The sequence below is a fragment of the Burkholderia sp. SIMBA_062 genome (assembly GCF_046534765.1).
In the GTDB taxonomy this organism is placed as follows: Bacteria; Pseudomonadota; Gammaproteobacteria; order Burkholderiales; family Burkholderiaceae; genus Burkholderia; species Burkholderia ambifaria.
Map to the genome: position 1 here is coordinate 1 of NZ_JAWRYD010000031.1, position 24,151 is coordinate 24,151.

27 protein-coding genes and 4 pseudogenes are annotated in these 24,151 nt (G+C 65.8%); 12 read left to right on the forward strand and 19 right to left on the reverse strand.

Translation table 11 applies throughout. From position 1 onward, the window contains the following. Positions 1-258, forward strand: a 258-nt coding sequence (locus SB786_RS27295; protein ID WP_410730203.1) for a hypothetical protein, incomplete at its 5' end; no start/stop codon positions are given. 388 nt (positions 259-646) lie between these two features. On the opposite strand, the gene SB786_RS27300 is transcribed toward SB786_RS27295, so the two are convergent. From SB786_RS27300 to SB786_RS27310, 3 genes are read right to left on the reverse strand one after another with little or no spacing between them, the layout of a single operon-like run. Beyond that, complete coding sequence (locus SB786_RS27300; RefSeq protein WP_410730204.1) at positions 647-994, reverse strand: copper-binding protein; 348 nt, start codon at positions 992-994, stop codon at positions 647-649. Positions 995-1,034: 40 nt separating this feature from the next. Then, positions 1,035-1,826 carry a DUF2182 domain-containing protein gene (locus SB786_RS27305; protein WP_410730205.1) on the reverse strand — a complete coding sequence of 264 codons (792 nt, stop codon included), beginning with the start codon at positions 1,824-1,826 and terminating at the stop codon, positions 1,035-1,037. Continuing rightward, positions 1,823-2,467, reverse strand: coding sequence for a DUF1326 domain-containing protein (locus SB786_RS27310; RefSeq protein ID WP_410730206.1), 645 nt, complete (start codon positions 2,465-2,467; stop codon positions 1,823-1,825). The genes SB786_RS27305 and SB786_RS27310 overlap by 4 nt, the downstream gene beginning before the upstream one ends. Before the next feature lie 189 nt (positions 2,468-2,656). Here SB786_RS27310 and SB786_RS27315 point away from each other — a divergent pair. Further along, positions 2,657-3,011, forward strand: a pseudogene (locus tag SB786_RS27315) (hypothetical protein); the annotation flags it as partial. A gap of 23 nt (positions 3,012-3,034) precedes the next feature. Here SB786_RS27315 and SB786_RS27320 read toward each other — a convergent pair. Further along, entirely contained in the window at positions 3,035-3,283 is a 249-nt protein-coding gene (locus SB786_RS27320) for a hypothetical protein (RefSeq protein WP_006757570.1), read from the reverse strand. 352 nt (positions 3,284-3,635) lie between these two features. On the opposite strand from SB786_RS27320, the pseudogene SB786_RS27325 reads away from it, so the two are divergent. Next, a pseudogene (locus SB786_RS27325) lies at positions 3,636-3,959 on the forward strand (MFS transporter); the annotation flags it as partial. Between the two features lie 42 nt (positions 3,960-4,001). On the opposite strand, the gene SB786_RS27330 reads toward SB786_RS27325, so the two are convergent. The 7 genes and pseudogenes from SB786_RS27330 to SB786_RS27360 all read right to left on the reverse strand — a co-directional run bounded on the left by SB786_RS27330 (position 4,002) and on the right by SB786_RS27360 (position 8,080). Next, positions 4,002-4,250 (reverse strand): hypothetical protein, encoded by a 249-nt coding sequence (locus SB786_RS27330; protein ID WP_410730207.1) that lies wholly within the window; start codon positions 4,248-4,250, stop codon positions 4,002-4,004. Beyond that, positions 4,247-5,497: an alkaline phosphatase family protein gene (locus SB786_RS27335; RefSeq protein ID WP_410730208.1), complete on the reverse strand. Its 1,251-nt coding sequence runs from the start codon at positions 5,495-5,497 to the stop codon at positions 4,247-4,249. The genes SB786_RS27330 and SB786_RS27335 overlap by 4 nt, the downstream gene beginning before the upstream one ends. Positions 5,498-5,923: 426 nt before the next feature. After that, the gene (infA, locus tag SB786_RS27340; protein ID WP_006751842.1) at positions 5,924-6,187 is read right to left on the reverse strand and encodes a translation initiation factor IF-1; all 264 of its coding nucleotides are present in this window, start codon (positions 6,185-6,187) and stop codon (positions 5,924-5,926) included. A 464-nt stretch (positions 6,188-6,651) separates the two neighbouring features. Continuing rightward, positions 6,652-6,855 carry a cold-shock protein gene (locus SB786_RS27345; protein ID WP_006751843.1) on the reverse strand — a complete coding sequence of 68 codons (204 nt, stop codon included), beginning with the start codon at positions 6,853-6,855 and terminating at the stop codon, positions 6,652-6,654. A gap of 282 nt (positions 6,856-7,137) precedes the next feature. Continuing rightward, positions 7,138-7,305: pseudogene (locus SB786_RS27350) on the reverse strand (3-ketosteroid-9-alpha-hydroxylase); the annotation flags it as partial. A gap of 135 nt (positions 7,306-7,440) precedes the next feature. Beyond that, a complete protein-coding gene (locus tag SB786_RS27355; protein WP_410730209.1) occupies positions 7,441-7,857 on the reverse strand; it encodes a type II toxin-antitoxin system VapC family toxin in 417 nt (138 codons plus the stop codon). Beyond that, a complete protein-coding gene (locus SB786_RS27360) occupies positions 7,844-8,080 on the reverse strand; it encodes a FitA-like ribbon-helix-helix domain-containing protein (RefSeq protein ID WP_105831267.1) in 237 nt (78 codons plus the stop codon). Before SB786_RS27360 ends, SB786_RS27355 begins: the two co-directional genes overlap by 14 nt. Here SB786_RS27360 and SB786_RS27365 point away from each other — a divergent pair. Both SB786_RS27365 and SB786_RS27370 read left to right on the forward strand, forming a co-directional pair. Beyond that, positions 8,079-8,336, forward strand: a complete 258-nt coding sequence (locus SB786_RS27365) for a hypothetical protein (RefSeq protein ID WP_410730210.1) — start codon at positions 8,079-8,081, stop codon at positions 8,334-8,336. The genes SB786_RS27360 and SB786_RS27365 overlap by 2 nt on opposite strands. Before the next feature lie 159 nt (positions 8,337-8,495). Beyond that, positions 8,496-9,302: pseudogene (locus SB786_RS27370) on the forward strand (acyltransferase family protein); the annotation flags it as partial. Positions 9,303-9,860: 558 nt separating this feature from the next. Here SB786_RS27370 and SB786_RS27375 read toward each other — a convergent pair. Beyond that, entirely contained in the window at positions 9,861-10,730 is an 870-nt protein-coding gene (locus tag SB786_RS27375) for a LysR family transcriptional regulator (RefSeq protein WP_410730211.1), read from the reverse strand. Between the two features lie 146 nt (positions 10,731-10,876). Here SB786_RS27375 and SB786_RS27380 point away from each other — a divergent pair, with 146 nt between their 5' ends. Beyond that, entirely contained in the window at positions 10,877-12,265 is a 1,389-nt protein-coding gene (locus SB786_RS27380) for a DHA2 family efflux MFS transporter permease subunit (RefSeq protein WP_410730212.1), read from the forward strand. Positions 12,266-12,335: 70 nt separating this feature from the next. On the opposite strand, the gene SB786_RS27385 is transcribed toward SB786_RS27380, so the two are convergent. The 7 genes from SB786_RS27385 to SB786_RS27415 all read right to left on the reverse strand — a co-directional run bounded on the left by SB786_RS27385 (position 12,336) and on the right by SB786_RS27415 (position 18,715). Further along, positions 12,336-12,626, reverse strand: coding sequence for a type II toxin-antitoxin system RelE/ParE family toxin (locus tag SB786_RS27385; RefSeq protein ID WP_410730213.1), 291 nt, complete (start codon positions 12,624-12,626; stop codon positions 12,336-12,338). Next, entirely contained in the window at positions 12,614-12,892 is a 279-nt protein-coding gene (locus tag SB786_RS27390; protein WP_006757580.1) for a CopG family ribbon-helix-helix protein, read from the reverse strand. The genes SB786_RS27385 and SB786_RS27390 overlap by 13 nt, the downstream gene beginning before the upstream one ends. A gap of 195 nt (positions 12,893-13,087) precedes the next feature. Beyond that, complete coding sequence (locus SB786_RS27395; protein ID WP_410730214.1) at positions 13,088-13,468, reverse strand: DUF4377 domain-containing protein; 381 nt, start codon at positions 13,466-13,468, stop codon at positions 13,088-13,090. 264 nt (positions 13,469-13,732) lie between these two features. Continuing rightward, a complete protein-coding gene (locus SB786_RS27400) occupies positions 13,733-14,896 on the reverse strand; it encodes a DUF1501 domain-containing protein (RefSeq protein ID WP_410730215.1) in 1,164 nt (387 codons plus the stop codon). A gap of 2 nt (positions 14,897-14,898) precedes the next feature. Continuing rightward, a complete protein-coding gene (locus tag SB786_RS27405) occupies positions 14,899-16,293 on the reverse strand; it encodes a DUF1800 family protein (protein WP_410730216.1) in 1,395 nt (464 codons plus the stop codon). Between the two features lie 398 nt (positions 16,294-16,691). Further along, complete coding sequence (locus SB786_RS27410) at positions 16,692-17,615, reverse strand: SDR family oxidoreductase (protein WP_410730217.1); 924 nt, start codon at positions 17,613-17,615, stop codon at positions 16,692-16,694. Positions 17,616-17,848: 233 nt separating this feature from the next. Then, positions 17,849-18,715, reverse strand: a complete 867-nt coding sequence (locus SB786_RS27415; RefSeq protein WP_410730218.1) for an SDR family oxidoreductase — start codon at positions 18,713-18,715, stop codon at positions 17,849-17,851. A 104-nt stretch (positions 18,716-18,819) separates the two neighbouring features. Between SB786_RS27415 and SB786_RS27420 the strand changes: the two genes are divergently transcribed. The 6 genes from SB786_RS27420 (at position 18,820) to SB786_RS27445 (ending at position 24,137) form a co-directional block, all read left to right on the forward strand. After that, on the forward strand, positions 18,820-19,770 hold the full coding sequence (locus tag SB786_RS27420) for a cupin domain-containing protein (protein ID WP_410730219.1): 951 nt from the start codon (positions 18,820-18,822) through the stop codon (positions 19,768-19,770). Between the two features lie 22 nt (positions 19,771-19,792). Further along, complete coding sequence (locus SB786_RS27425; protein WP_410730220.1) at positions 19,793-20,308, forward strand: hypothetical protein; 516 nt, start codon at positions 19,793-19,795, stop codon at positions 20,306-20,308. A gap of 534 nt (positions 20,309-20,842) precedes the next feature. Further along, on the forward strand, positions 20,843-21,757 hold the full coding sequence (locus tag SB786_RS27430) for a pyruvate carboxyltransferase (RefSeq protein ID WP_410730221.1): 915 nt from the start codon (positions 20,843-20,845) through the stop codon (positions 21,755-21,757). A gap of 17 nt (positions 21,758-21,774) precedes the next feature. Then, a complete protein-coding gene (locus tag SB786_RS27435) occupies positions 21,775-22,539 on the forward strand; it encodes a TenA family transcriptional regulator (RefSeq protein WP_006757586.1) in 765 nt (254 codons plus the stop codon). Positions 22,540-22,558: 19 nt separating this feature from the next. Beyond that, positions 22,559-23,437: an aminotransferase class IV gene (locus tag SB786_RS27440; protein WP_410730222.1), complete on the forward strand. Its 879-nt coding sequence runs from the start codon at positions 22,559-22,561 to the stop codon at positions 23,435-23,437. After that, positions 23,430-24,137: a PIG-L deacetylase family protein gene (locus tag SB786_RS27445; RefSeq protein ID WP_410730223.1), complete on the forward strand. Its 708-nt coding sequence runs from the start codon at positions 23,430-23,432 to the stop codon at positions 24,135-24,137. Before SB786_RS27440 ends, SB786_RS27445 begins: the two co-directional genes overlap by 8 nt. Positions 24,138-24,151 lie beyond the last annotated feature (14 nt).

Genomic DNA, 24,151 nt, shown 5'->3' on the forward strand with positions numbered 1-24,151 from the left:
CCGCTGGTTCCGCTGGTTCCGCTGGTTCCGCTGGTTCCGCTGGTTCCGCTGGTTCCGCTGGTTCCGCTGGTTCCGCTAGTTCCGCTCGTGCCGGTATTCCCACCGGTCCCGCTCGTACTCGTGCCGATGTTATGGCCGGCCACGGTCGGTGCGGTGATGTCCCCGCCGCCGCACGCGGCCAGCGCGCATGCCGCGGCGAGCGCGACACCGGTTCTGGTGAAATGGCGATGCATGGATGCCCCCGTCGGTTTTTTCTGATCAATGCGTTCGACAAGCATCTCTCGTGCCACCATGATCGGCCTCGCCGTAGTTCCGCGATCGCTGCGCGTCGCGCCCTGCCGGCTGCCGTCCCACGCAGGACGTGCGGCTTGCGGTCTCAAAGCCGCCCGTTCGATCGCCGCGCATCGCCATCAAACGTTCGCGTAACACAGCGAGCACGTTACGTAGCATCGGCACGAAACTGCGACAACCCACACACCGCAATGGCGTCGAATCGAACATCACAGGCCCGCCGGTCATTTCGGTGACGAATCGGCCATGAGCGAACCGGCGGCCGACACTTCGGTGCAGTGTGAAAGTGTATGCAGGGGCCGACGACCAGCCATCCGTCACCGTCGCCCTCGGCGCCGATCGCACCGGACCTGCGTCACGGCCGTTTCACGAGCGTCACGATCGTAAGCGTGCCGTTCACGCGCTCGACCCTTACCTTGACCTTGTCGCCCACGCGCAGCGAATCGATCATCGCCGGGTCGCCGGCCTTGAACGCCATCGTCATCGGCGCCATCCCGACGTTCCCGAGCGCGCCGTGCTTCAGCGTCACCATGCCGTGCGCGGCATCGATCCGTTTCACTTCGGCATCCGTCAGCGCCGCATCCGGCGCGGCCATCTTCATGTCGCCCATGCTCGTGCCGGACATGCTGCCGGCCGCGCGCACCGGCGTCGCCACGACGGCCATCGCGCCGAGAACGGCGATGGCAATGCATCGGATCTTCATTGGGATTCTCCCCAGTGCGGCGAATGACGAATGCGCCCCGCTACACCAGCAACGTCGCGACCGCCCACGCAATCAGCACAACGCCGAGCATGCGGCCGATGCGCTCGCCGCCGGGCAGCACCTTTTCGACCAGCACGAACAGCGACAACGCGACGATCCATACGACGTTCATCACGCCGCCGACGAACAGCAGCGCCATCAGCAGCCCGCAACAGCCCACGCAATACGCACCGTGGCGCACGCCGAGCAGGAAGCTACCCGTGATTCCCGGCCGCCAGTACGTCGTGAGGAACCGGACCGGCGACCGGCATTGCCGCAAGCAGGCCTGTTTCAGCGGCGAAAACTGGTAGATGCCGGCCAGCGCCAGGACGAGCGCGGACAGCGCGGCGCTCTTCGACCACAGCATCATCCCGGAGATCAGGCCGGCAGGCTGCAGCAGCATCTGCAGCACGGCCGCGACGACCGAGAACGCGAACCACGATGTCAGATAGCCGGCCAGCAGGAACGTCGACGTGAATGCCGATCCGGCGCGCGCCGGATCGTGATGCCGCAGCACGCGCCGGTACAGCAGCACGAGCGGTGCCGCGCCGGGCGTCATCATCGCGATCATCATCACCCACCACATCAGGACCACGGTCGCCAGCGACGGGTCCATCGCGCCCATGTCGTCGGCCAGTCGATGCGGGAACAGTGCGACCGCCGTCATGTCCAGCGCCGACATACCGGTGCCGGCCCCCGTCCATAGGTAGGCCCAACACGCGCCGGCGAGCGCGGTCAAGCCGAGCAGCGTGACGACGCGCTCGCGCCCGAGAACATCGTCGACGGGCATCATGCCGTGACGCGATGCCGGATCAGCCCGTGATTGTTCAGATGCAGCCGTGCGAACTGCGCATAGCTGCGCTCGAGATCCAGCTCGATGTGGCCGTGCGACCGGCCGGTACCCGAACCGATCTCGGCCAGCTCGTATTCGAAGCCGTGCGGCAGGTCGATCCGCACGCGATGTTCGGCGCCCGTCACCGGATTGCGGATCGGTTCGCCTACGATGTCGAACACGCCCTCGACGCTGATCCGGCCGCGCCGCGCGTCGACATCGACGTCGAACTCGATCTTCGCGAAGATCGGATCGAACGCCTGCTCGAGCGTCGACGCGAACACGGAGAACATCGTCGCGAATGGATCGGTGTCCTGACCGGTCATGATCTTCAGCACGGCCTCGCATTGCGCGGGGCTCGCGCGATCATCGACGATCGGCTGACAGCGGCCGTGGCCTTCGTGAATCGGCCCCGGCCACTGAAACACGACCGCGATCCGCACGCCATCGAGCACCACGTCGCCGTGGTGACCGCTGTCGATCGAAATCGCACCCATCGCCTCGCAATTGCCATGCGTCGGCAGCGAATTGAACTGGCAGGGGCAACCGTATGAGCAATTGCAGTTCATCAGCTCGGTTCCCTGAATCTCCCACGGCGTCATGGCTTCACCTCGCGGTCGGCGATACATAACGTATCGAATCTAGTGCACCCCACGGGGGAAAGCAAAGTACGCGCAACGCGCGTCGATCGTCGCTGAAACAGCGTCCGCGCAGCCCGCAATGGCACGTGCGATCGGGCGTGTTCGCGCCATGTCGGACAAAAGCCCACAGCCCTGTCGCTCGCCACGAATGCCGCCGCGTCCGGCGGCCGCCGGGTGCGCGCGCTTCGCGCTATCTCGCGCACGCGCGCGGCCGTGCCGATCGCGATGATCGCGCTCGGCACCTGCGTGTTCTCGGGCCTGATGACGTTCCGGATGTCGTTCATGCGAGGCGCTCGACGATTGCCCGGCCACGCAACAGCACGGCGTGCTCCCGTGGTTCGTCGCGTCGTATTTCATCGGCACGTTCGGCTTTCCGTCGGTCGGCGGCTGGGTGATGGTGCACGCCGGCAAGGGTGCGTTGCTGACGCTCATCGCGAGCTGCGGTTTTGCGGCACTGTCGCTCGCGTTCCTGCACGACCGGCCGGCGCCGGCGCGCAGGCAATGAGCGGCGACGCGAAGCCGGTGCGGCTAACCGGATTTCTTCGGCGCACGTGCGACGGAGAACCACGCCATCGCCGCGCCCGCGACCCACGCGCAGGTCACCAGCAGGTCGAAGTCCATCATTCCCTCGAAATTCGCACTGTTCTCGAAGCTGCAATGCCGGCCGTGGAGGAATTCGATGCAACCGCTGACGACCCACTGGACGTGCATGAATACGTGATAGACGGCGAAGGCCGAAGCGATGACGGCGACGCGCAGGGGTATTGTCGTTTTCATTCGGCGCCGGAGGCGGTAGGCTGATCTGAGGCCGATCTTAAGACAACGACGCCGCATCAGGCAATCGATCCCGCGCGAACGTCATGACCGGCATGCACGACAGCGAATCGCCATCCGCATAAACCCCGAGAGAACCCATGTCCGCACCTCACACGATCGCGCTGATCGTCGATCCCGAATACGGCGAGCGGATTCGGGCGGTTGTCGCGGGTGTTCGGCACGCGTGAGGCGTGGCTAGTGACGCAAACGATGCGCCGTCGATGCGCGCCGCTTACGCGTCGTCGATCTGCCTGAGCGTCCTCAGGCAATCCACCGCGAACTGCTGATAGACCCGCGTGCCGTTCACCTTCGCCGAATCAGCGCGTCGGCCGGTTCGCCGGGCCTGGTCGGCGCCGAAATCGGGCTTGCAATGACCGGGCTCGGCATGGGCATCGCAACCGGCCCGTTGATGACCGTCGCGGTCGGCGCGCTCGAGGCCGCACGCTCGGGCACCGCGAGCGCACTCGTCAACGTCGCGCGAATGACCGGCGCGACGCTCGGGGTCGCGATGCTCGGCACGCCGTTTGCGGCTGCGCACGCCGGCGTTGCCGGTCTGCGCGCGGCGATGTTCGCCGGCGCGGTGGTTCAGGTGACCGGCGCGGCCGTGGCGGCGCTCAGCGTGCGGCAGGCTGCATGACGCGTCACGCGGCTGCTACGCCCACACGGCAGCGCCCTCCGCTCAGCGATGCTTCCCGCCGCGCTTGCGCGCCCGATGCTCGGCGCGTTTGTGCAACAGCACCGGCATCAGCTCCTCGATGTATTGCCGCGCCTGGCCACGCGTGACGATCTTGCTGAAACGCCGATGCGCGTCGTCGTGGCCGACCAGCGCCGCGTGCGCTTTCTTCAGGATGTGCAGATACGCGAGCAGGCTCGTGCCGTCGTGCACGGGCAGCGCATCGCGCGGGTCGGGTAGCGGGGGCGTGCTCATGATGTTCCGATCCTTTGCGGGCAGTCGGTACGGCACGTCGCCGTCACGAGCCCCAGCAGGTCGTGGGCGACGCGGTCGCGGCCGGTCAGCGGCGCCAGGCCAAACAGGCGCCCGAGCGTCGCGACCACCGATGCATGATCGTAGCGGGTGTGGTCCACCTGACCGGCCGCGACCCACGGCGAAATCACGATCGCCGGCACGCGCACGCCGTACACGTCGAAGCCGAAGCCGTTCGCGTTCAGCGTCGCGGGCGCGCCGTCGTTCGGTGGCGGTGCAGCGCCCGGACGAACCGAATCGTAGAAGCCGCCGTGCTCGTCGTAGACGATCACGAACAGACTGCTGTTCCACACCGGCGAATTGCGGATCGCGTTGTACACGCGCGCGGCGAGCTGGTCGCCGCCGGTGAGCCCGTCCATCGGATGCTGCGAGCTGCCGTTCCGGTAGGTGCCATGCACGATGTCGCCGTAGGCGGGTTCGATGAACGTGTAGCGTGCCGTGTAGCCGGCCGCGAGATCGGCTTCGAAATGCGCGAGATCGTCGACGTCGAAGAAGCTGATGCCCTTCAGCGATGCAACCTGCGGCACATGGCCGAGCGGATCGCCCGTCTGGTCCTGGTAGATGCGCCAGTTGTCGTCGCCGAGCGCGCCGAAGATCGAACCGTTCGGGTAGGGAAAACCGTCGAACGCGTCCCACCCGCCCATCTCTTCCCGGGTCGGCGAATGATCGAGCCCGGCCGACGACGCGCCGTGCAGGAAGAACCGGTTCGGCCACGTCGGCCCCGGCATCGACGCATGCCATGCGTCGCACAGCACGAACGCGTTCGCGAGCGCGTATAGCGCCGGCGCGTGCGTCCGCACGTCGGCGCCCTGCATGATCTTGCCTACGTCGGCCGGCTGCGGCGGCGTGCCTTCGGCATGCGATGTCGCGTAGTTAGACACGAACCCCGAATTGTCGACGGCCGGATACGGCTGCCCTTTCACGAACGGCACGCCGGCACCACAGAGCTGTTCGAGCACATCGGTGAACTCGTGGCACGGATCGGTCGGCATCCGGTCGGGCGCGCCACCGACGAACGGATAGACCGCGCCACCGTACGCGTTGCTGTCGGCAGGCGACGCGGCGACGATGTCGGCGATGCCCGACAGCGCAAACAGGTGATCGAATGAGCGGTTCTCGAGCATCAGCACGAACACGTGCCGGATGCGGTCCTGAACCGCAGAGGATGCGGGGGCTGCGTCTGCACTCATGGCGCCTCCTGGCGTCGCGCGACGAATGTCCTGCCGGCACGGTCGGGGGCGCGCTGAAAGCGACTGAAGGCATTGAGGGAATTGAAAGCCACGCGCGCGGGCCGTGAACTGCCGACGAGTGTACGACCGCGCCGGCTTGCGCGTAAAGTCGCCCGCGAACCGCGACGACGCGCGCATGTTCTGCGCGAGCGCGACCGTGAGCGCCGCATTTCGCGACGCTCATCGATGAGTTCCTGCGGGATGCGGCCGCTTGAGCGTTGTACACGCGGCGCGACCGGAAAAGATGACCTTGGCCGCCGCGGCACTGCACCGCCGCCGGCGACCGACGAACGGCGCTGATCACGCCGTCCATCCGGTGTGCCCAGCCTTATGAGAGGGCCGGACGGGTTGCGATCGGAGCAGCGTTGCGCGCCCGACCGTTACTGCTTAGCGACGCGGTTGCCCGCTGCGCGGCGGACGCGTCGAGTTCGCGTCCTTGTGACGGAAGTTGATGCGCCCCTTCGTCAGGTCGTACATCGACAGTTCCAGCGTCACACGATCACCCGCGAGAATGCGGATGTGGTTCTTGCGCATGCGGCCCGACGCGTACGCGCCGACCACGACGCCGTTTTCCAGCGTGACACGGTATTTGCTGTCCGGCAGCACTTCGTCGACGATTCCGTCCAGTTCCAGCAGTTCTTCTTTTGCCAAACCAATTCCTCCAGAGAAGGTGAATGACCGCGGCCGCGGCGAGCTCACCGGCGCCGTGGCCCGCAACGGGACGGCCGCCGGCAGGATGCCGGGTTTCAATTCGTTCAGACGGGCGACGGGCCCATCTTGCAATCGGAGCCCGGCGCATTGCGGCGGTCGGGCGGTCAGTGGCGGCGGTGCGATCAGCACCGCGCAAAGTCGGGGACCGTGCCACGTGCGGCATGGCGACGGCCTACTCGGGTTGCAGCATGGGCCGCTGGCGACGCGGCGAGCGCTTCGCGAGGGCGTTGAATCGCACGTCGTACGGACCGGCGATGAATGAGGGAAGCACACGACCGATGCATCGTGAATACCGCGATGCATCGGTCGTGTGCGTCGGAACGCGCAGGACACCGGCTCGGGCCGGCATCCGCGCGAGCTCCGTCCGGCAGCGGCCGCCATTCGGCGGCCGGTGCCGACACGGCTTACTGCGGCGTGATGTTCGACGCTTGCAGGCCCTTCGGGCCACGCTTCACTTCGTAGCTGACCTTCTGACCTTCGGCCAGGGTCTTGAAGCCCGTGCCGCGAATTTCAGAGAAATGGGCGAACAGATCGTCGCCGCCGTTGTCCGGGGAGATGAAACCAAAGCCCTTGGTTTCGTTGAACCACTTGACGGTACCGGTATCCACAAATACTTCCTTAATACGATTGAGAACAGCGCCCGCAACGGGCACAGAAAGAATCAAAGAGGGAGAGACCAACGACTGCCGCACAATGTGCTGTGCGGCCAATGATGAGCAATCGAACTTCTTGAAGACTTCGGTCTCGGACACTACGCGGTGCCGGCCGATCCGTCAAGCTCTTTTCGATGCGATGCAGGCGCGCGACAGCGTGTCCGCCTTGCCTGGTGGGCGTTGGCGGCAATCAGGACGGGGTAGCGATTCCCTCCCCTTTTTTGCCGCGCGCCGCCGTTATCGCGGTTCGAACACGTGATGCAGCGCCGGCGGCGTCCCGCCGTCGCGGATCGTCATCTCGAACGCCCTGCACGCGACGCTCGACGGCCGCACGTCGGCCGTGTCCAGGTGGAACTGCGAATACCAGTTGCGCATCTGGTACAGCGGCCCGTCGCCTTCGCACAGTGGGCGGGGCGCCGCCGGAAAATCGGGCGCGGAGCGGGTGGGCGCGCAAGCCCGGTGAACGGGCTATGCGCGGCGGAGAATGCGGGAAGCTGGAAGCGGAAGGCGGCGGCGGTCGCCGCGATGCGGCGCCCCCGATCAATCGAACGGATTCAGCAGCCGGACGCCGGTGCGGGCGAAATCGCTGACATTGCGGGTGACGACCGTCAGATCGTTGATCAGCGCGGTGGCCGCGATCAGTTTGTCGAGCGCGTGCGCCGGATCGGGCACGCGCAAATGGCCCCACATCTGGGTAGTCTCGATATCGACCGGCAGGATGTTCGACGCATAGCCGGACAGGATCGTCGCCATCCATGCTTCGAGCGCCGACGCCTGCGGATGATCGCCGCGATGACGGATCAGGTCGACGCCGCGCCGCAATTCGGCCACCGTCACGACCGACAGGTAAAGCGGGCTCCCGTCGGCCTCCGCCTGCCTGAAAAACGCGCGCACGCCGCGGTTGGTTCGCTTGCCCTTCCTGATCTCGCTGATGACGTTCGTATCAATCAAAAACACGCCTGACCTCGCCGGAATCCTGAACACGTTGGAAATCCGCGTCTTCGCCGACGTCCGGCATGCTCATCAGCACGTGCGCGAATGTCCGTCGCTTCGGCCGGCCAAGCGCCTCGGCCAGAATGGCCCGATGTTCGGCCTCGGCGCTCCTGCCGTTGGCCGCGGCCTGCTCGCGCAGGCTCTGAACGATACTGTCATCCACGTTACGCACCAGAAGATTTGCCATGGGTCCCTCCATCCAGATGGCTATCAATGATAGCGCCGTGACGGTGAATTGCAAGCATTGCTATCATCATCGCGACCGGAAGGAAGACGGTGGTCGGCGCGGGCCGGCGGCAGCAGGCGACAGAAATCCCCGCGTTCCGCCGCTGGCCCGACGCGTCGAACTGCTGTTGTGCACGGTAAGCCGAATCGACGCGATGAAAAAGACGGCCGAATGGCCATTCACCCGGCAGGCGGCCCGGGGCAGAGGCCCGTTGTGAGGCGCGCAACGGCATCGAATTCGACGGCGCCGCACGACCATCGCCAGCACCGCCGCCCCGATCACGGCCGCGACCGGCCACGTGGTGCCATCGCCCACGCCGCGCCTTTTGTGTTCCAGTGAAGTACAGGTGAAGCCCGCCGCATCGAAACATCATGTTGCATCTCCCTGCGTCGCCTGCACGCTGTACTGGTTTCCCTGCAATGTCGTCGACGCGCCGATCCGGTTGCTGGCCGATCTGCTGAAAGCCGTTTCGCTCGGCTGGTTCGGCGCATTCCCGGTCAACGGCGCGGAACACACCGGCTATCTGAGCGGCGTCTGGTGGACGCTCGCGTACGAGTGGCGGTTCTACGTCGCCATTCCGTTTCTCGCGTGGTTCGTTGCGACGCGTGCATGGCGCAAGCTGCTTGCGCTCGCGATCGTCACGATCTGTGCCGCGCTGTTCGGACCGCCCGGCGGGATGGCCCTGCTGTTCGCGTTCGGCGCGCTGGCGTTCGAGGCATCGCGGCATCCCGCGATCCGCTCGCTGCTCGGCACGAAATCGGCGGCGACCGTCGCGTTGCTGATTCTCGCCATCGCCCCGTATCCGGCGGAACGTTACTCGATCGAGGGCGTTCTGCCGCTCCTCCCCGTATTCCTCTGCGTCGCGTGCGGGAACACGTTCTACGGCGTGCTCGAGACCCGACCGCTCGCGCTGCTCGGCACCGCCAGCTTCAGCATTTACATGCTTCACATGGCGATCGTGTACGCGCTCGTCCGCGCGTTCAACAAGTTCGTGTTCCAAATCAATGCCGTCGACGACCCCGGCATCTGGGCGTTGTCGCTTGCCTGCGCACTGGTCGCCGTCTTCTGTGCGCTGCTGACCTATCGTTACATCGAGCACCCGTTCATCGCAAAGCGCAACGATGCGCGCCCGGCCCGCCGGACGGTCGAACCCACGCGTGAGCGGCACACAGCCGTGCTGTGACGCGCGCGGCTGAGAATCGGTACGAGATCCCGATCTGCAGGACCGGATACCACCGATACCGCGACATCTTCCGATTCAGTTCGCCGAGGCGGCTGGAGATGAGGGAAAACTTCATTGCGCGCGTCTCCATGTATGTAGGACGAGTCGGGCTCGCGCAGCCGCCCGCACGGTACGGACGAATAGCGACGGTCCACGGATCGGAGTGTCGGCGCGCCGGCCCGCACGGGCATCGTCTGTTTGGAGTAACGGCCCACCCGCGGGGACAGAGGGGTTTCACCGTCATCCGATCGGACTGCGTCGCGCCCGGCACCGCGCGCTAGCATCGAACGACGGTGCGGTGCGCGCCGCATACATCACGACAAGGGAGAGACGGAATGAAGGTATCGATGCTGCTGTACCCGGTCGACGACATCGACACGGCCTTGCCGTTGTTCGTCGATGGACCGGGCCTGAACGTGAAATTCCGCGACGGTGACCGCTACTGCGCGCTCGACGGCGGCCCGCTGAGGCGCTCGGCCGGATGCGGCACGAACGGCAGCTGTCAGGTAACGCGGTGCGCTACACGCCTTGATCGACCGCGCCGGGTGCGCGTAGGTCACTGGTTTCCAGCAGCTCGAGCAGCGTGCCTGCTGGCTGGCTGAGCCGCTTCGCGGCGAGCGCGATGAATTCGACGTCGGGTAGCGCCGGCAGCCCTTCGCCGTTTACCGGTGACGCCAGCCCGCGCGCGGACAGATACTGCGACGTCGCGGTGAGCCCGAGCCCGGCCCGCGCGGCCGCGATGCAGCCCGGCTGGCTGCTGCTCGAACACACGACTTCCCAGCCGATCCCCTTTTCCGCGAGCGCGTTCAGCACGACCGCGCGCGTGACGCTCGGCTCGGCCACCAGCACGAGCGGCAGCGGCCGCTCCAGGTCGACCACGGTGCCCGGCCGCGCGACCCACTCGAGCCGCGCGCGCAACAGCGGCGTGCCGCGCCGCTCGCCGAGCCGCCGCTTGCCGATCATCAGGTCGAGCGCGCCCGCATCCATCAGTTCGTAGAGCCGGCTCGTCATGCCGGTCGTGATTTCCAGCGCGACGTCGGGGTGCGCGGTGCGAAACGCCGCGAGCACGTCCGGCAGCGCGACCAGCGCGAGATCGTCGGACGCGCCGAGCCGCACGCGGCCCTGCAGCCGCGGCTTGCGAAACTGCGATTCCGCGCGGTTCAGCGCCTGCAGGATCACGTTCGCATGCACGAGCAGCGCCTCGCCATCGGCCGTCATCGCGATCGAATGGGTGTCGCGCACGAACAGCCGCCGGCCGACGCTCTCTTCGAGACGACGAATGTGTTCGCTGACGCTCGACTGATTGAGCCCGAGCTGTCGGCCCGCTTCGGTGAAGCTGCGGCAGTTCGTGACGGTCGCGAACGTCTTGAGCCAGACCGGATTGAGCATTCCGCATTGTCATCGCCTATTACGATGGCAGTCAATGCCATCAGGCAGCTTCCCGATGACCGCCGGAATCGATACCATCCAATGCTTGTAGACCGGTCGCGTCACGTCGCCATCGCCGAGCCGGTCGCCGCACCTCCTACTTCGTCATGCCCCGCGAACCCTCACATTCCGCGCTGCTGTGGATCGTCGCCGCCGCGTTCTTCATGCAGTCCCTCGACACGACGATCGTCAACACCGCGCTGCCGTCGATCGCGCAAAGCCTGCATGCGTCGCCGCTCGCGATGCAGCCGGTCGTGGTCGTCTACACGCTGACGATGGCGATGCTCACGCCGGCATCCGGCTGGCTCGCCGACCGGTTCGGCACGCGCCGCGTGTTCTCGCTCGCGATCCTGGTGTTCTCGCTCGCGTCGATCGGCTGTGCCGCGTCGCACACGCTCGGCCAGCTCGTCGTCGCGCGTGCCGTGCAGGGCATCGGCGGCTCGATGCTGCTGCCGATCGGGCGGCTTGCGGTGTTGCGCCGCGTGCCGGGCGAACAGTACGTCGCGGCAATCGCGTTCGTGTCGATCGCCGGGCAGCTCGGCCCGATCGTCGGGCCGACGCTCGGCGGCTGGCTCACGCAGGCGATTTCCTGGCACTGGGTGTTCATCGTCAATGTGCCAGTCGGCGTGGTCGGCTTCATCGCGGTGCAGCGCTTTCTGCCGCACGACCAGGCGACGCAGCCGCCGCCGTTCGACTTCGTCGGCTGTGCATTGCTGTCGGTCGCGATGCTCGCGCTCTCGCTCGCGATCGATCCGCCGATGCCCGCGCATCGCACCGGCTGGACGATCGGACTCGCCGTGCTCGGCGTGGCGAGCGCGCTCGCGTACCTGCCTCACGCACGGCGCCGCGCGCAGCCGCTGTTCCGGCTCGGGTTGTTCCGCGAGCCGAACTTCGGCTCGGGGCTGCTCGGCAACCTGCTGTGCCGGATCGGCACGAGCGCGGTGCCGTTCATGCTGCCGCTGCTGATGCAGGTGCAGCTCGGCTATACGCCGCTGCAGTCGGGGATGATGATGCTGCCGGCCGCGATCGCCGGCGTGATCGCGAAGCGCTGGATCGCGCCGCTCGCGAAACGCTTCGGCTATGCGACGTTTCTGGTCGTGAACACGGGAATCGTCGGCTGCGCGATCGCGGGGTTCGCGCTGGTGTCGGCACGGCCCGCGCCCGCGCTGGAGATGGCGTTGCTGATCGTGTTCGGCGCCGCGAACTCGATGCAGTTCGCCGCGATGAACGCCGTGACGCTCAAGGGGCTGTCGCACGCCGACGCCGGCAGCGGCAACAGCCTGTTCACGATGATGCAGATGCTGGCGATGGGGCTCGGCGTGTCGATCGGCGGCGGGCTCGTGAACCTGTTCGCCGCGCATTGGGGCTCGATGGCGAACGGCTTCATGCTGTCTTTCGTCTGCATGGGCTCGGTCACGCTGCTGTCGTCGGTCGTGTTCCGGCGGATCGATACCGCCGCGCCGGCGAAGCAGGTTGCGCCGCGGGCGTCGGCGTAATATTCGCCCGTGCGGTGAAGGTGGCAGGCGCCAACAGCGACCGGCGCTTTGGCCTCCTCGTCCGTCATGATCAATACCCCGCTTCCTTCTGGTGTCGGACAGCCAAGATCGTGACCGCATCGCCATCGAAGCGGTACCGGGCCAGGTAACCGCTATCCCCGAAATCGACGGTCCACTCCCGATACTGCTCGGGGAGATCTTCTATCAGACGTCCCATTCGAGGGTGAGTACCGAGAGCCTGAACGCCTCGTCTAATCGCTTCGCCAGCCCGCCTCGCAGCGTCGGGATTCTTCGACAACAGGAAATCGCGCAGTCGCTGCAGGTCTCGGATAGCTGCCGGTGCGAAGATTACTTGTGGCATTCCGGCGAGGGCAATTCGTTTTCAGTTCCCCAACTCGCGAGCCACTTATCCACTTCCTCAGCGGTCGCGTGCAGGCCAGTCGCCTGAAATTCATCCCACGCCTTGAGCGTGTCCTGATTCAACGCCTCGCGCTTTTCCTCGCGCTCGACATACTGCTCAATGGCCTCACGCATGATCCAATGGGCGGTGCGCCGACGTGCTTCAGCCAAGTGCTGAACCCGCCCTTTCAATTCATCATCAAGCTTGATGGATGTTGCCGTAACCATGACACGGCCTCCGTAGCAAAAGGTAATACCCGCGACTACTATAGATCCAAGCACGGCCCGAGTCCATGCGGCCCCAATATTCTAGCTGGCCTGTTCCTTTCCACTCGTCTTGCCCAGATATCGTGACTCATACGTCATCGTCGCTGTGGGCAAGTACGTCGATACGTGGACCCAGTCGGGACAGCCCCTGCTACGTCAATTCACCTGACGGCGCTCGACGACACGCTTGAGCACCCAGCGGATCGACGAAGCGTCAGCCAGTGGTTGCGCGACGCGGTACTCGTCGACTTCCAGCACGTATTGATAGCCGGGCTGGTACGCGAAGCCTTCGATCCCCGCGTACCACAGGCGCCACGACTCGGCCGGGCTGCTGCGCACCTGCAGGCAGTCCATCGGCGCGACGCCTGTGCAGCGTGCCGCCTGCGGCGCGACATACACGGTCCTGGTCACGGGCCTGCCGTCCGCCGGGCGAGCCGCGCGCGGGTCCGTCGCGGCCGCGTCGGTCTGGCATCCGGCGAGCAGCGTGCTGCCGGCAACCACGGCCGCGCCGAGCAGCGTTCTGGTCTTGCGAATCATCTGTTGGTCCTCAGGAAGCGTTGGCGGGCCGATTAGACGAGCGCCGCGCCGGGAAAGTTCACAAACGGCTTACAGCCGCCGTGCCGCTCCCTTACGTCTGCATGCTCGTCGCGGCCGCGATCCTCGACGAGTGCGCACGATCATGAAGACCCATTCCGGCGCGGGCCAGGTCTTCGCCGAATGCGACGGCCCGTGCGTGGGTGCTCACGCGCCATCTCGGGCCGCCGCTGTGGTTGGCGGATGCGAACGCGCGCATGCCGCCCGTCACGCGGTTGCGCGAATGAGGCCCGTCATCGGCCGCGTCGCGCCGCTTTCCGCGAACAGCGTGGACGCGGTACGGCCGGGATCGAGCCGCAGGCTTTCGGCGGCCGCGCCCGCGATCAGCGCGTCGAGCGACGCCGTCGGTTTCAGGTCGCGCCCTTCGTACAGGTCGCCTGGCCGCAGGCCCGGCCAGTCGGCGATCACGCGGCCACCCGCGACCGCCCCGCCCGCCAGCATCGCGACCGACGCCTGGCCGTGATCGGTGCCGCCGGTGCCGTTCGCGGCGGCCGTGCGGCCGAACTCGGTCGCAACGAGCACCGTGGTCTGCTGCCACACGGGCCCGAGTCCGTCGCGCAACGCACCGAGCATCGTGTCGAGCGCCTTCAACTGATTCGCGAGCCGCACTGTCTGCGCGCTGTGCGTGTCCCAGCCGCCCGTCTCGATCATCGCGATCCGCGGGCCGTCGTCGCGCGCGAGAAACGTCGCCGCGAGCTTGCCGACGCCCGCCGGGTCCTGGCGCGCATGCGCATCGCCGGCGAGCCCGCGCGCCTCCATCGCCGACTGCCACAGCGGCCCGAGCTGCGCGTCGGCCTGGTAAAGCGCCGACACGCGTGCGAGCAGGTCGTCCGGCGCGGCCGGCAAACCGGACGCCGCATACGACGCGGCCTGCACGTCGCCGCGCAATGCGAGCGGCACCGTCGGTGCAAATGCGATCGCGCGCTCGCGCGTCGGCGGCAACATCGCGGCGAGGCGGTTCAGCCAGCCGTCCTTCACCTGGTATGGCGCGCGGCCGCCCGTCTCGAGCACGTTCTGGCCATCGAAATGCGAACGGTCGCGATACGGCGATGCAATCGCGTGGACGAACAGCGCCTGTTTGTCGCGAACCATCTGTGCGGTCTGCACGAGCGACGGATGCAGCGCGAACGTGCCGTCGATGCGTGTCGCCGCCGATGGGTCGATCGCCAGCGGGCCGCGCAGCGACGCATACGCGGGCTCCGCATAGGGGACGACGATGTTCAGCCCGTCGGCCGCGCCGCGCTGGATCACGAACACGAAGCGCCGGTCGGTCTCGACGTTCGCGAACACAATGCGCGGCGCGACGAGCATCGCACCCGCGCCGGCCGCGGCAATGCTCAGGAAATGCCGACGGGTAATGGATCGAGCCATGTTCATCTCCGTTGGAAATCGGGCGACACGAGCAACAGCGCGAGCGACGTGGTCGCGCTTTCGGCACGTGACAGCGCAGTCGCCGTCGGCTCGCTCAGCGAGCCGGCCAGCAGCGTGTTGCCGAGCGTGCGTGGATCGAGCCGGTCGCCCGTGCGTGCGGCGAGCCGCTGCGCGATCTCGACGCGTCGCACCAGCGCGTCGGGCGCGGCCCAGCTCGCGGCCAGATCGTCGTAGCCGGCCGGCGACCCCGGCCGCCACACCGGCTGGCCGAGTTGCGCGAGCAGCGGCGCGGCTTTCAGGTCGCCCGCGTCGCGCCAGCCCAGCCCGCGCAGCGACGACACGGCCCACTCCCACGGCGTCTTGAACTTGCGATTGACCGGCGACCATGCGTCCGGCGCGTCGACGAGCGCGCGATAGACCGTCGGCAAATCGCCCCCGCTCGTCTCGAATGCGCGGGCGAGCCGGTCGGTGAGCGCGGGCGGCGGGTTGTCGGCGACAAAATGGCGCGCGAGCTGGAACGCGACATGCCGGCCCGTTGCCGGCGAACATGCGAGATCGCTCAGAATCGCGCGCGCCTGCGCTTCGCCCGGCTGGTCGTAGGTGCGGCCCGTTACCGTGCGCGCGCCCGGTTCGTGCAGCTTCGGGCGAAACACGAACGTGCCGGGCGCCGCATCGCCGGGCTGCGGCCCGCGCCCGCCGGCGATGCTCCAGCCGGTCAGCGCACGCGCGAATTCCGTCACGTCCGCTTGCGTATAGCCGGTCCGTACGCCGAGCGTATGCAGCTCCATGATCTCGCGCGCGAGATTCTCGTTGAGACCGCGCCGCGCCGCCGGATGACGGGCTTCAGCGCGCAGCGCGGCCGGACTGTCGGGGCCGACCGATTGTGCCTGGTCGAGGAACAGTTGCATCGCGGGATGCTGCTCGACGGCGACGAGCATGTCCTCGAAGCGGCCGAGCACGTGCGGGCGGATCGCGTCGCGCTCGAATGCGCCCGCGTACGCGGCGACCTGCCCCTTGTCGACCGACACCGCGAAATGGTTCGCCCAGAAATGCACGAGTCGCTCGACGAACGGCGCGGGTGTGGTGAGCGCGCTGTTCAATCGCGCGGCGACCGCACTGCGATACGCGTCGTAGCCGTCGCGACGGATCGACTGCGCGGTCGCGCGCTTGGCCGCCGCGTCGTCGCTCGTCATCGCGTTGCGAGTGTTCGCGAAGCGCGTCGCGAGCGTGACCGCGTCCGGTTCAGCGGCCCATGCGGCCGGCCGCGCGTCGTAACGGTCGAATTGAGCGACGAGCGCCGCCTTCGGATCCGCAGGCGGCGCTTCGTCGGCCCGCGCGCCGAGACCGAAGCGGTTCAGCGCGATGGCGGCCGGTGAGATGTCGTTCGGATGGTCCATGACGGGGGGTCTCGCGATGCGTACCCGTGTTTAACGGGCGCCGGCGGAAAATCCGTCGCGGGATGGGGGATATTTTTTTGGAGGCGGTGTCGAGCGAGGGGGTGAGCGGCCGGATTCGGCCACGAGCTGCCGCTCCCCAAGGGCGGCTTTGGAGCAGGCGGCCGTGGGTGCCGGTGCTAAGCTCGCCAGAAATGAAGCGACTCCTCTCGACCGTCGCCGGCGTCCGCGCTTTTGTCGCCCTGAGGGTCGGCAAGTCGATCGACGGGCTTGGTTTCGCGGCAAGCGTCCGGCGAACTGGGCCGAACGCCGCCTTGCGGGCGGGGCCATCGACAGGCTGACAACCGCTCTTTGAACGAGGGAGTGACGTCGGAAGAGATCGGGTCAGCGGCCCGAGTGGGCTAGCCGAACGAGACGCCCGTCAGTGTCTCTGACGCGGCCCACAGCTTTGCGGCGACCTCGCCGTCGAGCGCCTGCGGCTCGATCTTGCCCGGCCCCGGCGGCCCCTTATATTCCTTCCAGCCCTGCGGACCGAAATATTGGCCGCCTTTCACACCAGGCATTGTCGCGGCCATCAACTGCGGCAGTGCTCCGTCGGCGGCTGAGTGGCCGAGCATTTTGGCTGCCGTGCTGGTGGCCCAGGCGATGATCGGGTTGGCACCCACGTTGGGACCATTGGCCGCCAGGTCTGTGCCGGCCACTCCGGGATGCGCCGCGACACTGGTGAGGCCCCAGCCCATCGCATTACTTCGCCGATCAAGCTCCAGCGCAAACATCAGCATCGCAAGCTTGCTCTGCGAATAGACCGGCCAGGGTTTGTACCCTTGTACATAATTCAAATCATTGAGCCGGATCGCGCCGCCTCGATGCATCGTGCTGGAAAGTTGCACGATCCGCGCTTTCGCCGTAACCAGCAGCGGCAACAGTCGGGCGGTCAATGCGAAGTGGGACAGATAGTTGGTACCGAACTGCATCTCGAAACCATCCGCCGTGGTCTTGCGCGTTGCCAGCGCCATGACGCCCGCGTTGTTCACGAGAATGTCGATTGGCCGGTTCGCCGCGACCATGCGTTCGGAAAACGCTGCCACAGACGCGAGGCTTGCAAGGTCGATTGTTTCGAACCTGACCTCGGCGCGGCTGTGGCGGGCTCTGATCAACGCCTCCGCAGTGCGTCCCTTTGAAGGGTTGCGGCCCGCGACGATCACCTCGGCACCTGCGCCGGCAAGTGCAATGGCCGTCTCCAGGCCGAGTCCGCCCGTCGCGCCGGTAACGATCGCCAGCTTGCCCGACTGGTCGGGAATGTCTTTGATGGTCCAGAGGGCCATATTTGCTATCCTTTGAGTCACAAAGTCGAAGAGTACCGAGGGCCTTCCCGACAGCGATATTGCTTGCCGAGTCACCTGGATGTAGGCCTCCGGCTTGATGTCGAACCCGCCGTCTACTTGGACGACGACGTCGCAATCACGATCGGACTGGAGGTCACTTCCATCGCACAACAGGTGACGTTCAGGTCCCGCCGCATGGCCTGTCGGAATCGACACCCGCTCCAGCCGTACCTTCAGCCTTGTGCCGCAGCAAGTGCAGCGGCCACTGACGCAGAGAGCGGCGTGGTCGGACGACCGATCAACGCACTCATTTGTCGACCCTCGTCAAACAGGGCGCCACGTGCCGCGTGATCGTCGGAGTCAGCGAGCAACTCCGCAACGGGTGCAGGCAGACCGGCGCCTTGCAACGCTGCAACGTAGTCAGCGCGAGGCATGTCCACGTACTGCAGCGACTTGCCGGTTTGGCGGTTGACCTCGGCGGTCATGTCGGCGCGGGTGTAGCCATGGTCGCCGGCCAACTCGAGAACCCGATCGCCGCCAATGGGTTGCGTCAGCACCACTGCTGCTGCCTCCGCATAGTCGGCACGGGCGGCCCACGAAATCCTTCCGTCACCGGCGGAGCCGATGAACGCACCATGCGCGAGCGCGACGGGCAAGCTCGCAAGATAATTCTCGACGTACCAGCCGTTTCGCAGCAGGACGTACGGTAACCCGGATGCCGCGATGAGCGCTTCCGTGTCGCGGTGCTCGACGGCCAAGTTCATCGGAGAGCGGTCAGCGTGAAGCATGCTGGTGTATGCCAGTTGACGCACTCCGACCTTCTTCGCCGCTTCGATAACCGATCCGTGCTGCGCTGCGCGCTGGCCCAGCTCGCTGGAAGAGATCAGCAGCACACGCTCAGCCCCTGCGAATGCAGCCTCCAGAGTCGAGGGGCGCGAATAGTCGGCCTCACGCACGACTACACCGCGTGCGGCCAAGTCAGCGGCCTTGGAAGGTGTGCGCACGGCTGCAACGATGCTAGCGGCAGGCACACCACGAGAGAGAAGCTGGTTGACAACGAGGCGGCCAAGTTGGCCGGTGGCGCCAGTGACGACGATCATGGACAGATTCCTGAAGGGTTGATGACAGCGTTCATGGTATTGAGAATCAATCGAACGTAAAATGGCATTAAGTCCAAATTTCATGTCCGATAGTACAAAATTCCATGACGATGAATAACGACCCCTTTAGCTCCATGTTGCGCGACACCGGCTTCGCGCGCAGGCTTCTGGACCTCAGCGATCTGGGGGACTCGCGTGCACTCCGATTTCCGTGCCAACGCAGCATTGGCCTTCATCTGGTGTTGCGCGGACCGGTCTATGTGCACACCCCTGAATTGCTCGAGCCGTTGTGCCTCGGCAGCGGAGACGTGGCCATTCTGGGTCGAGGTCACGACCATTTGCTGAGCACGCAACCGACGTTGGAGGGGCTGCCGGTCGACCAGATTCGCTTGTCTTCGGTCGGTGCACCCGACGCGTCGGCCACGGTGTTGAGCGGCGTTTACCAGTTTTGGCATGCGCCGCTTCACCCCTTCTTTGCCGAGATGCCGGCATGGACCGTGTTGAGCGCTGCGGAACTGCCACGCCTGGATCCTTTGGGATTGGTCAGCGGTCTGTTGGCGGACGAATTGCGCGCGGGCGACGCGCCCGGCGCCAGCATCGCCATGCAAGGCTTGCTGGACGTTGTCTTCACCTACGCGCTGCGCCACGTGATCACCCGCTGCGCACAAGCACAAGCAGGATGGAGCCACGCGCAACGCGACCCGCAGATTGGTCGAGTGCTAGCACTCATGCACGAGGAGACCGCACATCCTTGGACCCTGGAAGAACTGGCTCGCCGTGCCGGTTTGTCGCGCACGGCTTTGGCCGAGCGGTTCCGCGAAACCATGGGCGACACGCCGCTGAACCACTTGCGCACCCTGCGCATGCAACGTGCGGTGCAGTTGCTCACCGAAACCGACCTGCCGCTCGAGGCGGTAGCTACCGCTGTCGGCTACCAGGACGCGTTCAGCTTTTCCAAGGTATTCAAGCGAAGCGTGGGGCTGTCACCGAAGGCCTTCAGGCAACAAGACGCGGCTGATCGGGACAATCTTTGGCGCTTCAAACCGACGGGCTAAACGTTCTGCCTGCGTGACTCGCGTGAACGACTGGGCTGGCTTGGGAAGCAGCCTGGCGGCAGCCAACGTGCCAGAAGATCGCGCGATCGACGCGGACGGCCCGGGCACGATCGGCCTGGACTGGCTCACTAATTTGCGCACTGCCTTCGGATTGACGCTCGAGCGGCAAGCCTGCACGACCGCTTCGAGCCGTCGAATTCGAAGCGGTGTATTTCTGCTTTGGGTTGCGGATTCAACCCGTCGATGCAACGAATTGGTGGAGCATCGGCGCATGGGCGCCGTGATTGCCGATAAAGGTTATGACTCGGATGCCTTCGTGAACACCATCCGCGCCGCGCGTTCGAAGGCCGTTATTGCTGGGCGCACGCGATGCGACCGGACCGGGGGCGAGCTCGTGACATACACCCACGCACGGCGTCCGTCGATTCGTTCGATTCCTGAAATGCATTATTGCGAAATTCGATTGCCTGTCAAAACTACCGGAGCGAATGATTTTGTAAAGAATCGGCAGTTTCCGTCCGATCATGAGAATGCTTGATCCGGAGAATGGGTCGCGAATCCAGTGGATTTTTCGATTTCCCATTATGTAGGATTAAAATTCACGATGAATGCATTATGAAAATAATGAAGTGATTGTCTAAAAAATACAATTTGGATTATTCAAAAAATCAGGCATTCTTCTCACGAAAATTGTTGCCGCCGCCTGTCCGCACGGGTGGCCGTGCAACGCGGATACGTATACGGAAGCGTTTGCGGGCGAAATGGTTGTCACGCGTGGAGACTCTAGGAAATGCCTGACGTGGTGAAACAAACGCTCATCGAAATCGGCCGCCGGGCCCGTGCCCACGCATCGATTGCAACGATCATTCGAAGTGTTTCGATTTTCGTATTCTGGCGGCCATTCAACCATCCCGTCCTTCCTGCGCTGAAAACCCAGAGATGAATTGATTTCAATGAATGCAGGCGGCCTTGATTTAAAAGGCCGCGCTTGCGCATCGGTCGCCTTCGTTCGAAAACCTGCCACCTGGTTTGCGGCAGTGCGGGATACCGTCGGATTCGTGGAGCCCAAACGATGAATTCACCCTTGAGCCGGACCCAACCGAGTCACACCGTCACGCTGCTCGACTGCACGCTTCGAGACGGTGGCTATATCAACGATCACGATTTCTCCGCGCCACAGATCGATGCGATCCTGACGCGACTGATCGCGTCGGGCGTGGATGTGATCGAGGTCGGCTACTTCCGGCGTCGCAACCTCGAGCGCCATGCGGCGACGATCGCGCACTGCCCGCACGCATTCCTCGCGTCGCTCGCACGCCAAGCGCCGGTGCGCTACGGCGTGATGGTGCCGCCGGGCGACGTCGAGGCCGCAGACCTCGACGAATTGGCGGATCTGCCCGTGTCGGTGGTCCGCTTCACCTGCACCGACCGGAACCTGGACAAGGCCGCCGCGCTCGGCGAACGCGCGAAGCGCCTCGGCCTCACGACCTGCGGGAACATCACGCGCGTCAGCGAATGCTCGCCCGCGCAGCTCGCGGAGGTCACACGCACGCTCGCCGCCGCCGGCTTCGACACGCTGTACGCGGCCGATTCGAATGGCGCGCTGCATCCCACCGACGTGACCGACATCGTTGGCGAAATGCGCCGGCATTTCACCGGCCAGCTCGGCTTTCATGCGCACGACTCGCTGCATCTCGCGGTCGCGAACGCGCTCGCGGCGATGAGCGCGGGCGCGTCGTGGGTGGACGGCACGATCGGCGGTGTAGGCAAAGGCGGCGGCAACGCGGCGATCGAAGTGCTGCTCGCGGAAGTGTCGAAGGCGGACCGGCGGCCGATCAACATCGCCGGCTTTTCGCTCGTGCCGACCAGCTTCCCGCACGATTTCTTCCCCGTGCGTTTCAAGGAAAAGCTCGACAACGTGTTTTACGGGCAGAACAACCTGAACATCGACAAGATCAAGTCCCTCGAATCCCGACACTCAACCTGACAGGAAGGAATCCGATCATGAGCGAATTCGTTCAATCGCTGCGCGACAAGATCAACGGCCGCAAGAAGATGACGAGCCGGCTGTACCAGACCGTGCTCGCCGGGAAGGCCGGCAAGCACCTGCTGCAGAACTTCGTGATCCACCGCTTCCCGATCAAGAACCACTGGACCCGCAACATCCTCGGCATCGCGTCGCGCATCCCGGACCACCGGCTGCGCGTCGAGCTCGTCGAGAACGTGTTCGAGGAAGAAACGGGGCACTTCAGCCACTCGAAGCGCCACCTCGAAACCTTCGTCGATTTCGGCAAGGCGCTTGGCGTGACGCAGGACGACATCGATCGCGCGGCGCTGCTGCCGCAGACGCAGGCCGTCATCGATCACAACGTCGAGGCGTGCAACACGTCGGTCCATTTCACCGCGGGCGTCGCGTCGGTGCTGCTGCTGATGGAAGGCCAGCCGCCCGTCGTGTCGACGCAGAACCAGTCGATGCTGTCGGTGATGCGCGACGTCTACGGGCTGCCGCCGGAAGGGATCGAGTTCTTCGTGCACCACGCGAGCAGCGTGGAGCGCGCGGGCGACGGGCAGCAGGCCGTCAGCGATCTCGAGGAAGACCACGCCGAGACGGCCGAGATCCTCCTCGACACTTATTGCACGACCGACGAGCTGCGCGCGCAGGCGCACCGCTTCCTCGATCGCGCGATCGACCGCCGGCACGCGCACTTCGACGCGATCTACGAGCACTTCCACGATCCGGCGGAGCCGCCGTTTCGGTATTCGGCGTGACGCGCGAGGGAGAACCGCTTTGGGAAAAATCATCTACCACGCCGGCGAGTACGTGGACGAATCGCAGGCGTTCGTACGCGTGTCGTCGCTCGCGATGCGCTACGGCCTGTCGGTGTTCGAGGGCGTGCGCGCGTACCTGACGCACGACGGTCGCCTGCAGCCGTTTCGGATGGGTGCGCATCTCGAGCGTCTGAGGCAGTCCGCGCGCACGCTCACGCTGCCGGACCCCGGCATCGACCGGATCCCCGAGATCGTCGAGCGCCTGATCGACGTGAACGGCGTACGCGACGATTGCTACATCCGGCCGAGCATCCACGCGATCAATCCGGGCGACATGGGCGCGACGCTCGCGTCGGCGCTGACGGTCGACGTCAAGCCGATGGGGCGCAAGAAATGGCTTGCCGAGGATCTCGCGGCGAAGGTCACGATCTCGAGCTGGCGCAAGGCGCGGCACGACGTGTTTCCGTCGGCGCTGAAGTGCATTTCCGCGTATGCGATTCCGTTCATCGCGGATCACGGCGCGCGCGCGGCCGGGTATGATTTTCCGGTCTTCCTGAACGACGAAGGCTACCTGAGCGAAGCGCCCACCGCGGCGCTGTTCATCGTGACCGGCAATCGCCTGCGCACGCCGGCCCTCGACCAGGCGATCCTGCCGAGCATCACGCGCGACGCGATCCTCGAGATCGGCCGCGCCGAAGGGCTCGACGTGCGGGAGGAGCGACTGATGCCGAACGAGCTGCACATGGCGGACGAAGCGTTCCTGTGCGGCACCGGGCTGGAAATCGCGCCGATCGCGTCGGTCGATGCGTACGTGCTGAAGCACCATGCGGCGCGGCCCATCACGCGGCGGCTCGTGGCCCGTTATCTGGATCTTGCAAGGGAGCATCGTCATGAGTAACCGGCTGCTCGTCGTCGCCGCCCATCCGGGCGATTTCGTGTGGCGTGCCGCAGGCACGATTCTTCGCCATCGCGCGAACGGAGAAGACGTCAAGGTGGTGTGCCTGTCGTATGGCGTGATGGGCGAAGCCGGGAAATTGTGGAGCGCGGACGGCGCGACGCGCGCGACGGTCAAGCACGCGCGCATCGCGGAAGCGCGCGCGGCGGCCGACGTGCTCGGCGTCGAGCTCGACGCGTTCGACCTCGACGACTACCCGCTCGAAGCCAGCGCCGATACCACGCTGCGGCTGAACCGGATCATCCGCGCATTCCGCCCGGACGCGATCGTCACGCACCCGCCGGTCGACCCCGGCAACGCGGATCACGCGAACACCTGCGAGATGGTCACGCAGGCGCGCGTGTTTGCGAGCGCGCCGGGCCACGGCGCCGACACTGTGCCGCCGTCGAGCCTGTTCTACTTCGAACCGCATCAGCCCGAGCTGTGCGACTTCAAGGCGAACCTGTTCGTCGACATCTCAGACGTGTGGGCGCGCAAGCGCCAGGCGTTCGAGTGCATCGCGTCGCAGCAGGGCGTGTGGGCCTATTACGAGCGCGTTGCGCTGCAGCGGGGCGCGCAGGCGAGCCGCCGCGCGACGCAGGCGATCACGCATGCGGAAGCGTTCCAGCGCGCGTTTCCCGCGGTGGCGTCGCTGCTCGCATAGACAACGGTAACGAC

Bases quoted from the DNA above. Each gene is read 5' to 3' on its own strand.
- SB786_RS27300 (WP_410730204.1), bottom strand. From the start codon at position 994: ATGAAGATCCGATGCATTGCCATCGCCGTTCTCGGCGCGATGGCCGTC.
- SB786_RS27305 (WP_410730205.1), bottom strand. From the start codon at position 1,826: ATGATGCCCGTCGACGATGTTCTCGGGCGCGAGCGCGTCGTCACGCTG.
- SB786_RS27310 (WP_410730206.1), bottom strand. From the start codon at position 2,467: ATGACGCCGTGGGAGATTCAGGGAACCGAGCTGATGAACTGCAATTGC.
- SB786_RS27320 (WP_006757570.1), bottom strand. From the start codon at position 3,283: ATGAAAACGACAATACCCCTGCGCGTCGCCGTCATCGCTTCGGCCTTC.
- SB786_RS27330 (WP_410730207.1), bottom strand. From the start codon at position 4,250: ATGAGCACGCCCCCGCTACCCGACCCGCGCGATGCGCTGCCCGTGCAC.
- SB786_RS27335 (WP_410730208.1), bottom strand. From the start codon at position 5,497: ATGAGTGCAGACGCAGCCCCCGCATCCTCTGCGGTTCAGGACCGCATC.
- SB786_RS27365 (WP_410730210.1), top strand. From the start codon at position 8,079: ATGGGTCCCTCCATCCAGATGGCTATCAATGATAGCGCCGTGACGGTG.
- SB786_RS27360 (WP_105831267.1), bottom strand. From the start codon at position 8,080: ATGGCAAATCTTCTGGTGCGTAACGTGGATGACAGTATCGTTCAGAGC.
- SB786_RS27375 (WP_410730211.1), bottom strand. From the start codon at position 10,730: ATGCTCAATCCGGTCTGGCTCAAGACGTTCGCGACCGTCACGAACTGC.
- SB786_RS27380 (WP_410730212.1), top strand. From the start codon at position 10,877: ATGCCCCGCGAACCCTCACATTCCGCGCTGCTGTGGATCGTCGCCGCC.
- SB786_RS27385 (WP_410730213.1), bottom strand. From the start codon at position 12,626: ATGCCACAAGTAATCTTCGCACCGGCAGCTATCCGAGACCTGCAGCGA.
- SB786_RS27390 (WP_006757580.1), bottom strand. From the start codon at position 12,892: ATGGTTACGGCAACATCCATCAAGCTTGATGATGAATTGAAAGGGCGG.
- SB786_RS27395 (WP_410730214.1), bottom strand. From the start codon at position 13,468: ATGATTCGCAAGACCAGAACGCTGCTCGGCGCGGCCGTGGTTGCCGGC.
- SB786_RS27400 (WP_410730215.1), bottom strand. From the start codon at position 14,896: ATGGCTCGATCCATTACCCGTCGGCATTTCCTGAGCATTGCCGCGGCC.
- SB786_RS27405 (WP_410730216.1), bottom strand. From the start codon at position 16,293: ATGGACCATCCGAACGACATCTCACCGGCCGCCATCGCGCTGAACCGC.
- SB786_RS27410 (WP_410730217.1), bottom strand. From the start codon at position 17,615: ATGGCCCTCTGGACCATCAAAGACATTCCCGACCAGTCGGGCAAGCTG.
- SB786_RS27415 (WP_410730218.1), bottom strand. From the start codon at position 18,715: ATGATCGTCGTCACTGGCGCCACCGGCCAACTTGGCCGCCTCGTTGTC.
- SB786_RS27420 (WP_410730219.1), top strand. From the start codon at position 18,820: ATGACGATGAATAACGACCCCTTTAGCTCCATGTTGCGCGACACCGGC.
- SB786_RS27430 (WP_410730221.1), top strand. From the start codon at position 20,843: ATGAATTCACCCTTGAGCCGGACCCAACCGAGTCACACCGTCACGCTG.
- SB786_RS27435 (WP_006757586.1), top strand. From the start codon at position 21,775: ATGAGCGAATTCGTTCAATCGCTGCGCGACAAGATCAACGGCCGCAAG.
- SB786_RS27445 (WP_410730223.1), top strand. From the start codon at position 23,430: ATGAGTAACCGGCTGCTCGTCGTCGCCGCCCATCCGGGCGATTTCGTG.